At 68.7% G+C, this 13,137-nt stretch carries 12 protein-coding genes; 5 read left to right on the forward strand and 7 right to left on the reverse strand.

The features are described from left to right. Positions 1-226: 226 nt before the first annotated feature. Positions 227-955, forward strand: coding sequence for an extensin family protein (locus IPI43_13500; GenBank protein MBK7775120.1), 729 nt, complete (start codon positions 227-229; stop codon positions 953-955). 83 nt (positions 956-1,038) lie between these two features. Here the strand turns inward: IPI43_13500 and IPI43_13505 are convergent, their stop codons facing one another. The 3 genes from IPI43_13505 to IPI43_13515 all read right to left on the reverse strand — a co-directional run bounded on the left by IPI43_13505 (position 1,039) and on the right by IPI43_13515 (position 4,820). Then, positions 1,039-1,551 (reverse strand): protein kinase, encoded by a 513-nt coding sequence (locus IPI43_13505; GenBank protein MBK7775121.1) that lies wholly within the window; start codon positions 1,549-1,551, stop codon positions 1,039-1,041. 734 nt (positions 1,552-2,285) lie between these two features. Beyond that, positions 2,286-3,206 carry a DUF2806 domain-containing protein gene (locus IPI43_13510; GenBank protein MBK7775122.1) on the reverse strand — a complete coding sequence of 307 codons (921 nt, stop codon included), beginning with the start codon at positions 3,204-3,206 and terminating at the stop codon, positions 2,286-2,288. 351 nt (positions 3,207-3,557) lie between these two features. After that, on the reverse strand, positions 3,558-4,820 hold the full coding sequence (locus tag IPI43_13515; GenBank protein MBK7775123.1) for a transposase: 1,263 nt from the start codon (positions 4,818-4,820) through the stop codon (positions 3,558-3,560). Positions 4,821-5,006: 186 nt separating this feature from the next. Between IPI43_13515 and IPI43_13520 the strand changes: the two genes are divergently transcribed. The 3 genes from IPI43_13520 (at position 5,007) to IPI43_13530 (ending at position 6,846) form a co-directional block, all read left to right on the forward strand. Beyond that, positions 5,007-5,513 (forward strand): cyclic nucleotide-binding domain-containing protein, encoded by a 507-nt coding sequence (locus IPI43_13520; GenBank protein MBK7775124.1) that lies wholly within the window; start codon positions 5,007-5,009, stop codon positions 5,511-5,513. A 68-nt stretch (positions 5,514-5,581) separates the two neighbouring features. Further along, entirely contained in the window at positions 5,582-6,013 is a 432-nt protein-coding gene (locus IPI43_13525; protein ID MBK7775125.1) for a hypothetical protein, read from the forward strand. Further along, positions 6,010-6,846, forward strand: a complete 837-nt coding sequence (locus IPI43_13530; protein MBK7775126.1) for a homocysteine S-methyltransferase family protein — start codon at positions 6,010-6,012, stop codon at positions 6,844-6,846. Before IPI43_13525 ends, IPI43_13530 begins: the two co-directional genes overlap by 4 nt. Before the next feature lie 379 nt (positions 6,847-7,225). Here the strand turns inward: IPI43_13530 and IPI43_13535 are convergent, their stop codons facing one another. The 4 genes from IPI43_13535 to IPI43_13550 are packed head-to-tail and all read right to left on the reverse strand — an operon-like array spanning position 7,226 to position 9,991. Beyond that, a complete protein-coding gene (locus IPI43_13535) occupies positions 7,226-7,879 on the reverse strand; it encodes a hypothetical protein (protein ID MBK7775127.1) in 654 nt (217 codons plus the stop codon). Next, positions 7,876-8,733: a GMC family oxidoreductase N-terminal domain-containing protein gene (locus tag IPI43_13540; protein MBK7775128.1), complete on the reverse strand. Its 858-nt coding sequence runs from the start codon at positions 8,731-8,733 to the stop codon at positions 7,876-7,878. Before IPI43_13540 ends, IPI43_13535 begins: the two co-directional genes overlap by 4 nt. Further along, positions 8,733-9,170 (reverse strand): hypothetical protein, encoded by a 438-nt coding sequence (locus IPI43_13545; GenBank protein MBK7775129.1) that lies wholly within the window; start codon positions 9,168-9,170, stop codon positions 8,733-8,735. Before IPI43_13545 ends, IPI43_13540 begins: the two co-directional genes overlap by 1 nt. Then, complete coding sequence (locus IPI43_13550) at positions 9,170-9,991, reverse strand: FadR family transcriptional regulator (GenBank protein MBK7775130.1); 822 nt, start codon at positions 9,989-9,991, stop codon at positions 9,170-9,172. Before IPI43_13550 ends, IPI43_13545 begins: the two co-directional genes overlap by 1 nt. Before the next feature lie 132 nt (positions 9,992-10,123). On the opposite strand from IPI43_13550, the gene IPI43_13555 reads away from it, so the two are divergent. Beyond that, positions 10,124-12,469: a GAF domain-containing protein gene (locus tag IPI43_13555; protein MBK7775131.1), complete on the forward strand. Its 2,346-nt coding sequence runs from the start codon at positions 10,124-10,126 to the stop codon at positions 12,467-12,469. Positions 12,470-13,137: the final 668 nt, after the last annotated feature.

Consider the following 13,137-nt stretch of genomic DNA (forward strand, 5'->3'; position numbering starts at 1 on the left):
TCCCGGACTGGTTCGCCCACAACCAGGCCACCACGTGCGCAACACGCAGCCGCGCGTGGCGGCGCGCCGCAACCCCGGGTGGCGTCGAGCTTTTTCGACGACCACTGGCGGCTGCCGGGCGCCACCACCGTCGGCCGGCGCGCGCCGGCTGCAGCGGTTCGGCGCCCCTGCGCCGCGGCGCAGGGCGGCGGAGATTAACGGAGGCAACACGGCAGATCCCATGGTGGTGTCCCGCTCCGCGTGCCCCGAGCGCCCTGCGGTGCCGGGGCGCCCGCGCTTCCTGGTGCCGGAGACCGACCCCGCGGGGCCTGCGGCGCGCGCCATGTGGCAGCGCATCCCCGAGTTCTTCAACTTCCGAGCGCACATCCCCGGCGCCGAGTGGCGCGTGAACACCGCCCAGCAGTTCGCCGTGCGGCCCGAAGCGGAGTGCCTGGCGGATCTCGTGAGGCTGGGCGTCCCGGCGCGCCGGCGGCCGGACCTGGTCACCCCCGTGCCCTCCCCCGTGGAGCTGCTGGGGCCCGTGGACGGCGTGTGGTTCCTCTCCTCTCACTCTGAGCGGCCCATCCTGATCGCCTGCGAGATGGCGGCGCGCCTGCCGGCGCTGGTGGCCATCCTGAAGCAGCACGGAGTGGAAGGCGTGGAAGTCCTGAGCGCCTACCGCGAGGAGCCCTACAGCAGCTTCCACACCATGGGCATGGCCCTCGACATCAACCGCCTCTACCGCGGCCGCGGCTGGCTCTCCGTGCAGTCGCAGTACGAAGCCACTCCTGACCAGCGCACGTGCAGCGGCCCGCAGCCGAGCAGTGGCGCCGCGCGTGTGCTGCGACGCATCGCCTGCGACCTGTACCGCAGCGGCAAGTTCCAGTCGGTGCTGACGCCCAACTACAACGAGGGGCACCGCGACCACTTCCACATCGACTTCCGCCCCGACGACCCCCGCGCCTTCTTGCGCTGACGGGCGTACAATCTCGGCGCGTTCGAATCGCCTCGCCAACTCCAGAACACATCACCTTTGGTGGACTGGTCGCTGATCTGGCGTCAAATCTCACTTAGCCGTTGCTCCACTTCCATCATCGACGGCCTGTTTGCGTCGTGAACGTTGGTCATTTCTCTCATGAGCTGATTGAACGCCAACTCGGACGCAGTTGTTGCACCTACGATCACATCAAAGGTGATACCCGAACCCGGCAACGACATCGGCACAGGCGCGCCAAAGACAAGCTCACCGAGCACCATTCCGAGAGAATAGACATCTCCCGGCGTGCCACCATCGCCAGTACTCCACTGCTTTATCGAACAGTAGTGCTGAGTACCGATTGCTCCAGTTGTGTTGAATTGCAGAACAGTAGACTGCTTGTGTATGAACTGACCAACACCCCAATCCGCAATAAATCCCATTCCATCGTGAATTAGAACATTCTCCGGCTTGAGGTCGCGGTGTGCAACATTTGCTTGATGGGCAGGGACAAAGTGCGGAGTGCATAAAAAACCGGCTTTCGTCCCCAAAACCCCGCCACCAATCCGGAAAATCGTGGCAGCGAGTTTTAACAATAGCCATCTCGGAGACTCGCTGAAACAGTGGCATCGTAGACGTCCCGGGGGACGATGGACCGGGGAAGACCAGCCTGGCGTCAGAATAACTATATGCGGGTGATTAAGCTTCTTCATGATGTCGATCTCACGCGCAAATCTGCCTAGTGCGCCGACATCTCCCGCCCACTTACTATTCAGCCTCTTGTGAGCCAAACGGGTTCCAATGAGCGGACCACCGGCGAAGGATCTGGTTACTTCAACCTCATCAACCACGCCTAGACCACCGGCACCGATTTGACGTATGCGAGAGATATCGAATGTGTTCACAGTGTTCCCCTTTCGTGCGCCGGGAATGGTAGTCAGAGACTATTCCCGTGGGAAGGCTACATTTTCGGCCACAGCGCTCAGGGGTCGAGCGCTCACGAGCTTTGCGGTTCGATGCATTGCTCTAAGGTGGGACGACTCGCCCAAGACTTCATTTCGTACTGCCTCTGACAACTCTCCTTCCGTGTTTGTGAGCGAGAGGCAGCGAGAGCTGTTCGAGCGATGCGCCGCGTTGGGTCCGGACGAATTCAATCGATATGGCGTGTCCAAGTTCAAAGCACCCCGTTCGAACAGCTGAGGCCAATAACCTCCCTCCGGACTGGCCTCTACCGCCCACGCGTCGCCATCACTCCTGACCGACGCGCTTCTACGTCAGCCTCGCGTGCTGCTAGTGATTTTCGCCGAATGCGATCTGTGCTCCAGATCCGTCACGGCTTCCAGGGTACCCATGCCAACTCGCCAATTGGCCCGGTCCAGTTGCGATGTGGTAGGTCCGCGACGTGGGCCTCCAGGTCCGTCACCCTGCCTCCCAAGACTGCATTTTCTTCCACAAGCCAGCGCACCATCAGGTCGAGTGCGACTGAATTGGGGCTGGGTCGGACTGCTTTCGCGATCTGTCTGCCGGCTGCCGTGAATCCGTAGGTTGAGTATTCCAGCTTGAACTCTTCGCCAGACTTCCGCCGTAGATACACAACCTTCTCGTGCCAAAACAGCCGAATCACACGAGCCGTCGCAGTTGAAAATGTGGAGTAAGTCATGGCCCCCACGGTGAGCAAGCCGGCTGCCTCCAACTCGCTCATCATTTCAAGGTTGATGCCGAGGTGTTCATGGAGGCGTCCCTTCGTCCCGCAGGCAGCGACTTTCCCTTCAAAACCGCAGAGTGTGACGTTCGCAAACGCCTCTGCAGTCTCGCGGTCGAGATAGCGCATCACACCCAAGACGCGAAGCGGTACTTCACCCGGTGTCTGAGCCTCATCAGCAAGCACGCGAGCGTAGAGGTCTTGGATCACCTCATCGCTAACAAGGCCTGCATCCTCCCGAAACTTGTCGAACCAGTCTTCCGACGTCGAGCTTGGGGCGTCGAACGCCTCGTCGGAAGGGTTGCCAGGGCTCCCAGCGGGCAACAGCCCAGCTGGCTGACTCGCGGCAACATAGTTGCGACTCAAGTTGACGATGCGCGTCAAATTCGCTTGCTTCTTCGCTGACGAACCAATGGAAGCAGCAACGAATTCTTGCTCGACGTCTGAAAGCGACTCCCCACGCCGAACCTTCGCCGCGATACCTTCGTATGCCGCGAGCTCGACCTTCCGCGGACCGACAAGAGACAACGGAGCCAGGCGATCGAACATGGCGACTATTGCGCCCCCCACCCCTGTCAATTCTGGGCCTCCTTCTCCGGTGTCCGCCATCTGATCCACTCCTTTCACGTACGACTGAGCGAGCATACAGCTACTACTCCGCTCGTTCGCTATGGAAACAGCCCATAGTCCTCATGAATCGTCTCAAGCATCTGTTCGGAGTGTTTACATAAACCGACTTCTGCGCAATACGCTGTCGGTCAGCGCGCATGACGCCCCTGCCGGCCTTGTCAGAGTGGCACGACCGGGGCTTTGGGTGCCAGCGCTATAGGCGAATTTGCCCTTCGAAGCGGCGAGGACGGACCGGTGCACTGCCGGTCTCGCGGCGCGTCGCTCTGTAGATCACCAGGGGTCGCTGGGGTCGAGCTGGGAGAAGTCGTCCTGCGGAGCGTCGGCGAGGGCGTGCTCGTCGGGCTCGTAGACGAGGTCGGACTCGAGCGGGGAGGAGCGGGCGCGGGGCTCGGGGGTGTCGAGGTCTTGGTGGCGCAGGATGCGCTGGATGCTCGAGTGGTCGAGGATGGTGGCCACGTGGCGCATCCGGCCGCCGCAGTGGGGGCAGGCCAGGACGTCCAGGCCGAAGCTGTGGCGCATGAGCTCGGCCCACGCGGTGTTGCGCGGATTGCTGGGATTGGGTGGCCGGGCGCGCTTGCGCGGGACCACGCCGGGGCGCTGGTAGGCCACGGCCAGCGGGCGGAAGCGGGCGTTGGCGGCGAAGAGGCCGCCGTACAGCAAGGTGTTGACGCGCGGCGGGGGGACGAGGGCGACGAGGCGGTCGATGAAGCGGTCTGGCGTCAGCCGTATTTGCGTGGTTCCGTCGCTCCATGGGGTCTTCAGTGTCAGTTCCACGCCGGTGGCATGGAGTGTGAGTCGCGTTTCTTTGAGAGGCGGGCGCAGGATGTAGCGGACCAGTTGCTCGAGGCTCGCGCGGGCTCCGGCGGCTACGGTGACGTGGGCGTCGAGGTCAAAGCCGTCTTCGTGCGCCTTGAGTCGGGCGAACGTGCTGAGTGCGCGGGGCTTTCCGTTGCGCAGGCGCTGGGCGCCCTTGTGGAAGACGCCCTCGGCGTAGAGCTCGCCCAAGCTGAGCATGAGCTGCTGGGCGTCCCAGTCTTCGTCCTCGTCGGGCCCGAGGCCGAGCTTCTCCAGCAGCAGGACCACACGGCGCTTGATGTCGGCCACCAGGGTGGCGAGCTCCGCCACGGCGGGTGGGGCAGCGTGCAGGAACACGAGCTGGCCGTCGCTGCGCTCGTAGAAGCTGCCGTCCGTGTAGAGCGCGTGGAAGTGCACGTTGAGATTCAACGCACCGCCAAAGCGCTGGATGGCCATGACGCTGCCGGGGCGCGCACTGCTGTGCTGGCCAGGTGGCCCGAGGCTGCCGGCGCGGGCACGGTAGAGCGCGTCGATGGCCGCTCGGGCGATGCCCCAGACGCCGAGGGTGAGCTCGTGGTTGTGGGCCATGCGCCAGCGCAGCGCGTGCGGCAAGGACAGCACCCACTGACGAAACGGGACGGGCGGCAAGACGTTCTCGACGAGGTGCTTGGCCTGGTCCGCCATCTTTCGGCCCACGCAGCGGGGGCAGAAGGCGCGCTGTTTGCAGCTGAGGGCCACGAGGCGGCTCTGGGCGCAATCCACCATGTTACACGCGCGGCGGGTGGCGGTTCGCCGCCGGTGCACTGGCGGCCGCCAGGTGCCGTACCGCAAAGCACGCCGGGTGCCGCGCCTCCGGGACAGCGTGCACCCGCGGAGCATTTTCGGGGCTCCCGTTGGCCGCCTTCGTTGTATCCTCGCCGCACCATGTCCGACACGTCCCGGCCGCCTCCTCCCAAGATCCGCGCAGAGATGCTGCGCGACGTTGGCCTCTTCGGAGGCCTGGACGATGAGACCCTGCGCGTGCTCGCCGAGCAGCTGCCCGTCATGACGGTGGAGCCCGGGGCCGCCGTGGTGGACGAGGGTGACGACCGGCAGGAGATGTTCCTGGTCATCGCGGGCGAGCTCGAGGTGGTGAAGCGCGGCCGCGGCGGTGAGTTCCGGGTGGCCCTCTTCGGCCCCGGAGATTGCTTCGGGGAGATGAGCCTGATCGACGTGCAGCCCCGCTCGGCCACGGTGCGCGCTGTCGCCCACACCCTGATGCTGCGCATGACCCCGCAGTCCCTCGAAGAGCTGCTGTACCGGCGCGATCCGAAGGCCTACAGCATCTTCATCATGAACATCGCCCGCGAGCTGAGCCGGCGCCTGCGCGTGGCTGACGGAATCCTCGCGCAATTCGTGAGCGCGGCCACGGGCCAGCACCTGCACGACTGACCTCCGCCGGGGCAGCCCCCTGCGTTGTCTTGTCTTGTGCCCGCATACCCCGTACCCTGTTGGTCATCGTGCTTCGCCTGTCGCCTCGTCCCCTGAACGCTGCGTTGGTCCTCCGGACCAGCTCCCGGCGCGCCCTCTCGGCGCTGGCCGGCTTGGCGCTCATGGCCTGTGGCGACGCCTCGGAGCCCGCAGACAGCACGTCGGACATGGACGTCAACCCGCTGCCCCTCGTGGCGCAGTCGGACTGGCAGCCGGCGCAGGACACCTGCGAGGGCATGATGAGCGGCGCGGTGGAATACGGCGTCGCCGAGGGCGAGCCCGACCTGCTGGTGGCCATCGGCCCCCGTGGCGTGGTCTGCGTGGACACCTTCCTGGTGTTCGAGAACGAGCTGGGTCCGGACTCGCTCGCCATGGAGCGCATCTGGCTGCGCTACATGGCCACCCTGCAGGAGCTCGGCCCCGAGCTCGCGGGTGATCAGCGCGACGCTTCCATTCGTTGAACACCGTGAACGTCGAGGTGCTCGACGGGCCGGTGGGCACGGAGCTGTTGGCGCGAGGGGTGCCCACGCCGCTGCCGCTGTGGAGCGCGGCAGCCATCGAGAGCGCGCCCGGGGTGCTGGGGGAGATTCACGCAGCCTACGCGCAGGCTGGCGCGACGGTGCACACGGCCAACACCTTCCGAACGCAGCCGGGACTGATGGGGCCCGCCTTTGAGAGCGCCGCGCAGAGAGCGGTCGCGATCGCGCGGGTGAACATGCAGGCAGGCGCTCGCGTCGCTGGGAGCGTGGCTCCGGTCGAGGATTGCTACATGCCCGAGCGCAGCCCGGGGCTGGGGGCTCGCAGCGCGCACCGGGCGCTGGCGCGGGTGCTAGCGGACGCGGGCTGCGACCTCTTGCTGTGTGAGACCTTCCCCGTGGCGCTCGAGGCCTGGGTCGCCGTCGAGGCCTGTGTGGCCACAGGCGTTCCCACGTGGGTAGGGTTCACAGCCGGCCCCAATGGATCGCTCATGACACCCGAGATCATGCGCGATGCCGCCCGAGGCGCCCTCGAGCGTGGTGCCGAGTGCGTGCTGGTGAACTGCACTCCTGCGGTCGCCACCCTCCCCTACGTGCAGGCACTGGCCACGCTGGGCGCGCGCGTGGGGGCGTATGCGAACGCCGGCCGCGTGGACGACGCCATGGGCTGGCAGGCCGATGATGTGCCCGCCGCCGAGCGCTACGCAGACCTGGCCGCCGAGTGGGTGGCCGCCGGGGCGAGCGTGGTGGGCAGCTGCTGTGGCACGGGTCCTGCGCATACGGCCGCGCTGGCCCGTCGGTTATCTCGACCAGAGTGAGCTGACGCACACGCGTTCGCGGTGTGTTGATCGTCATCGTTGACGTCGTCGTTGACGTGGTCGTTGCCGTGCTCGTGCTCGTGCTCGTGTCCCTACCACCCCCACCGGCGACCGAGACCCCGTCCACACCGTCCGCCCCCGCCGCTCGACCACCTGGCAATGCTTCTCGTCAGTCCCGACGCCGAGAAGGCCAACGACGCCGAGCACTGCCGCGCCCTCCATCGCGGAGCCAGCCGCGGGCGGCGGGATCTGCTTTCGGTCGACGTCGATGTTGGCGAGTACGAGCACGAGCACGAGCACGTCAACGAGCACGAGTACGTCTACGTCTACGTCTACGACCAGGACAACGACGACGAGCAGCCCTCCTCCCGCGGACGCCCTAACTCGCGTGCCGCGACTGCCCCGCGCGCTCCTGGTTGGCCAGCTTGTCCGCCGCGCGGTGCACCACCCCCATGATGCTGTGCTGCGGGTTCACGCCCAGGTTGGTGGGGAACACGCTGCCGTCCATCACGAACAGCCCGCGCAGCGCGTGCGCTTCCAGGCTGGGGTTCACCACGCTGGTGCGCGCGTTGGCCCCGGCCACTGCGGTGCCGAACAGGTGCGAGGCCACCATGTGCAGGTCACCCCGCACGATGCCGGGCTGACGGAGCAGGCTGACCTCGGCGGCGCTGCGCAGCACCTCGGGCACGCCGTGGATGCCGGGGTAGACCTCTTGGGCGCCCACCTCGAACAGCAGCTCGGCCACCAGCGCGAGGCCGTCCATGAGCACGCGCACGTCGCGCGGGGTGGGCTGGTAGGTGACCGCCGGGCGGCCGTCGAAGCCGACGCGCACGCGGCCCTTGGCCTCGAAGCGGCACTGTGCCACCCAGTGGGCGTAGTGGTCGAGGTGCGCCATGCGCTCGAGCCAGGCGGAGCCCACGCCGGGCAGGCGCGCGCTCAGCATCTCGGGCGGCATGGTCAGCGACTCGATCTTGAAGCCGCGCTCCCGCATGGGGATCTCGTAGGCCTGCGTGGCCGCCGTGCTGCGACTCACCGGGTCTGCGAAGCGCCCCACCATGGCCGAGCCGGATGCGCCTGGAAGCGCTCGCCCACCATGCCGCGCAGGCCCGACTTCAGCAGGATGACGGGCGTGTGCAGCACGCCGGCCGCGATGATGACCCCGCGGCGCGCGCGCACGCGGAAGCGCCCCATGGGCTTCTTGGTCTCGCCCAGCACGTCGCCCACCACGCCGGTGGCGCGGCCCCAGCTGCGCTCCACCTGCGACACGCGGCAGTGCGTGTGCAGACGGGCACCATCGCGCATGGCCATGGGCACGTAGCTCACGTCCATGCTGCGGCGCGCCTCGGTCTTGCAGCCCTGCAGGCACTCGCCGCTGCCCTGGCAGCGCTTGGAATTGCGCACCATGGCGCGGCCCGGCAGGCCCAGGCGCTCGGCCGCGGTGCGCATGAGCCCACCGTTGCGGCCCAGCAGCTCGTCGGAGGTCTCCGCCACCTCGAGGTCACGCTCGATGGCGTCGAACGCGGCGCTGAGACCGCGCTCGTCCACCAGCTCGCCGAGGCCGTGCTGCCGCGTCCAGTCGGCGCGCACGTCTTCGGGCAAGCGCCAGATGATGCCGCTGTTGATGGCCGTGCTGCCGCCCACCGCCACGCCCTGCAGCAGCGGCATGGGCGCCGCGTCGCGCGTGGCCTGCGAGCCGGCGTCGCGCATGGCGTCAGCCATGGCGCCCACCATGTCGCGCGGGCGGTCCGGCGTGTTCAGCCAGCCGCCCTCTTCCAGCATGACCACCGAGTGGCCCGCCGCGCTCAGCACGCGGGCTGCCGTGGCGCCGCCTGCGCCGGTGCCCACCACCACGAAGTCCGCCACGTCTTCCATCAGATACTTGGCCATCACACACCCCCCGGGACCGCGCGCAGCACGCCGAGGTGCCGGCGGTTGTCTTCGCGCCCGTAGCCGCTCCAGGCGCGCATGGCGGGGCTCTTGAAGAGCGCCATGGACGCCTGGATCTTCATCAAGATGGCCAGCTCGCGCACCGCGAACAGCGGGTGGTCCACCAGCTCGGCCAGGATGGCGCAGCGCTCCTCGGGCGACATGTCCACCATGGTGCGGCGCTGCCCCCAGTGCCAGAGCGGCGCCGTCACGATGGTGGCCAAGGCCACGCGCACGCCGGCCGACGCGATGGGGTTGCCGTGCTCGATGAGCGAGGCGATGCCGCTGCTGTAGTCCACGTCGCCGAGCGGAGGCGCTGCGCCCTGCTCGCGCGGCAGCTCACCCACCAAGAAGCCGCTGAGGACGGCGTTCGCCCACTGTCTCTCGATAGCTCTCATCAGGACACCTCCGTTCGCACGCCGCGCGCCGGGTGGCGTGGGGCGTGTTGACTGTCTTCGGGCTCGTCGCCCAGGGGCTCGACCACGCGGGTGGTGCCCAGCGGGTCCAGCTTCTCCAGCAGGCGCCGGTCGAGGCGCGTGAGCAGGCCGCGCGAGACGTTGCGCACGCGCTCCACGTCGCGCTGGTCCAGCAGGTCCAGCAGCTTCTCGTAGACCGCGATGGTGCCGTCCAGGTTGGTGAGGAAGGCCGGCCGCGCGAGCGGGTTCTGCTCCACCAGCCGCTCCACGGTGTTGTAGAGCAGCTCGAGCGCCACGTTGTGCGTGCCCAGCACCATCTTGCGGGCGAAGGCGAGGTCCAGCGCCATGAAGCTCAGCGCGTCGTCGCGGTGGTCGCGCATGAGCTGGTGGTGCGCGCGCAGGCGGTTGAGCTCTTCGCGCGTGGCCCGCTCGGCCACCAGGCCCAGCACCTCCACGGCCAGCACGCGGCGCAGCTCCAGCACGTCACGCAGCAGCGCGAGCGGCATCTCGCCGGCGGCCAGCTTCTGTTCGGCCAGGTGCGTGAGCAGCGGCAGCCCGCCCGTGGCGCGGAAGTCTTGCACCCGCGTGGCGGCCCCGTGCGACGAGCGGATGAGCCCCTCGGCCTCGAGCCGGGTGAGCGCCGTGCGCAAGGTGAGCCGGCTGACCCCGAGCGTCTCGCTCAGCTCACGCTCACCCGGGAGGGCCGACCCGGCGGGCAGCTCCCCCGAGAGGATGCGCCCCCGCAGGCGGGTGGTGGCGCTGTCGGCGGCGGACTGGCGGGGCTTCGGCGGGCGAGACGGCATAACTGGTATCACCAGTATAGGTGGTAATACCAGTTGTCAATGCTGGCGTGATTAAAATCGGCCGGCCGGTCGGTTTGACCCCTCCTCTATAGGGGCCCCAGCGCGAGGGACCGGGCTGCTACGCTGCGGCGCATGGACCTCAGCGTTCAGACCTCGCTGATCGCGGCGATGCTCAGCCTGGCGCTGGCGGTGAACGTGCTGCTGCGCCCTCGCAAGCGGCGCGCTCACTGGGTGTTCGCCACGTTCGGCCTGAGCGTGGGGGTCTGGTACACCGTGAAGGCCTTGCGGGCCGCCTTCGGGGGCGAGCTCTGGGAGCGCCTGCACCTGGTGTCCGGCGTGCTGGTGCCGCTGGCCGCGCTGCAGTTCTTCCGCGCCTTCGTGGAAGACAGCGACGAGCGCATGCGGGCCCTCAACCGCTTCGCGTGGTTTGGCGCCACGCTGCTGGTGGGCGGCATCCTGACGCCCTACTACCAGAGCTTCCTGGTGGGCGGCGGCCTGTTCATGTACGTGCTGCTGCTGCTGGCGGTGCCGCTGGCCACGCTCTACCAGCGGGGCGACGCGGTGCCCTCGCAGGTGGAGGGCGCGCGCATGCGCTACCTGGCCATCTTTGGCGGCCTCGGCAGCGTGTTCACGCTGGTGGAGTACCTGCCCTACTTCGGGCTCGACATCCCGCCCGTGGGCACGCTGCTGGTGCTGCTGTTCCTGTACCTGCTGTCGCAGTCGCTGGTGCACTCGCGCTTGATCGACCTGTACGAGCTGGCCGGCCGCCTGGGCGTGCTGACGGCGCTCTCGTTCATGCTGGCCACCATGCTGTGGGCCATGCAGTACGTGACGGGCGCGCGCTTCTTCCTGCATGGGGTGGTGTCGGCGCTGGTGGTGCTGCTGCTGTTCGACCCGGTGCGCACCAAGGTCACCACGTGGATCTCGCAGTTCTTCTTCCGCGAGCGCTACGAGTTCGAGACCAGCGTGCAGGCCCTGCGCCGCGAGATTGCGCACGCGCTGCAGCTCACCGACCTGACGCGCCTGCTGATGGGTGGGCTCGAGCGCTCACGCCGGGTGACGCACGCCGCGCTGTACCTGGCCGACGCCGACGGGCGTGGCTACAACCTGCAGGGGCACGTGGGGCCCGAGCCCGCCGCGCGCGTGGAGATGGCGCCGGCGCGGCCGCTGCTGGACCGCCTGCGCCGCGAGGGCACCGTGACCATCGAGGCCGCCGAGCGCGAGCTCGAGGAGCAGCGCGACCTGGGGGAGCACCGCGACGCCGAGACCGCCTACGACATCGTGCAGACCATGGAGGCGCTCGACGCCTCGGTGGCGCTCGGGTTGGTGGGCGACGGAGGCGACCTCTACGGCTTCTTGACGGTGCGCGACGAGCGCATGCGCGACGCGTTCTCGCCCGAGGAGGTGCAGCTGCTGGAGGGCCTCACGACGCAGGCCGCGGTCACCGTGGAGAACTCGCGCCTGTACCAGCGCATGAAGGAGCGCGACCGCCTGGCTGCGCTCGGCGAGATGGCGGCGGGCCTCGCGCACGAGATCCGCAACCCGCTCGGCAGCATCAAGGCCAGCGCGCAGTACCTGACCGAGCCGGGGCATGAAGACGACCCCGCCGCGCCCGAGTTCCTGGGCATCATCGTGGAAGAGGTGGACCGCCTGAACCGCGTGGTGGGTGGCTTCCTGGACTACGCGCGACCGAGCACGGGCGAGGTGGGACGCGCCAACGTGAACGCGGTGCTGCGGCGCACGGTGCAGCTGCTGCGCCCGGAATGCGAGGCCGCCGGGGTGACGCTCGAGGTGCACGAGGACGCGAGCCTGCCGGAGGTGCAGATCGACGTGGAGCGGCTGCGGCAGGTGGTCATCAACCTGGTGCAGAACGCCGTGCAGGCCATGGGCGCGGGCGTGGTGCGGATCACCAGTGAGACACGCGAGCACATGGACGCCAACGGCCGCCCGCAGGCCTGGGCGGAGCTGCGCATCGAGGACTCGGGGCCTGGCATCGCGCCCGAGGTGTTGCCGAAGCTGTTCGTCCCGTTCTTCACCACGCGCGAGCGGGGCACGGGCCTCGGGCTCGCCATCTCGCAGCGCATCGTGGCGGCGGCGGGCGGGGTCATCAGCGTGCGCTCGCGCGTGGGCAGCGGGACCACGTTCATCGTGCACCTGCCGGGCGACGCGCACGCGCACGACGGGGCCGGCGCCAGCACTCTGCCCGCACCGGCCAGCTCACCCGCTGTGGCCGCCGGTCAGGGGGCCCGGGGGGCCGGCGGACGCACGTCCACGTCTTCGAGCTCGGGCAGCCACTCGTCGGGCGGCAAGAGCGCGTCCACGTCCGCCGCGTCGGTGTCCGGCGCGCCACCTTCCAAGGCCGGCACGACGGGCGGCGGAGGCGCCACCTCGGCAGGCAGCGAGGGCGCATCGACACCGGGCGAGTCCGAGCCGAAGGGCGCCGGAGAGCGCCCCAGCTGGGTCACCACCAGCCGGTAGAGCCGCAGCTGCGCCTCACCCAGCACCGAGGGCTCGTGCCCGTTCTCGATGAGCAGGGCGCTGTAAGCGGCCACCGCCGACCCCCCGCCGTGCTCCCGCGTGGCGTCGGGCAGGTAGTAGCGCCACGAGCGGGTGCGCTCGAAGGCCACGCCGTGCACGGGTGTGAAGACGCGGTCGATGAAGCCCGCGTCCGACTCCGACAGCGTGCCGTCCTCGTGCAGCAGCGCCACCTCCACGTCCAGCCGCGAGAGCTGCCCGTCGAGCGGGCCGCCCAGCGCTTGCGCCCGCTCGTGCCAGCGCTCCCGCGCCACCACGCACGCCGTGATGAGCGCCCGCGCGATGGAGCTGCCACGTGCGGAGCGCCACAGCCGCGCCGTGCCGTTGGAGCGCAGCAGGACCATGACCTCCACGGAGCGCATGCGCCGCAGGGGCTCGGGGAACATGGCCACGGGTGGAGCCGAGCGCCCCTCGAGGATGCCGCGCGCCACCTGTGCCAAGAGCTCCCCCTCGGGTAGCGCGTCGGCGCTCTCGAGGTCACGCGTGTAGAGCGCCTCGGTGGGCGTGAGGTACACGGCGCGCAGCGGCGGCGTGCGCTGATAGGTGGCCAGGCGCCCGAGCACGTCGCGCGCCTCGGCCGCCGGGCGCGTCTCCACCAGCAGCCCCCAGGC

Source organism: Sandaracinaceae bacterium, from assembly GCA_016706685.1.
In the GTDB taxonomy this organism is placed as follows: Bacteria; Myxococcota_A; Polyangia; order Polyangiales; family Houyiibacteriaceae; genus JADJJE01.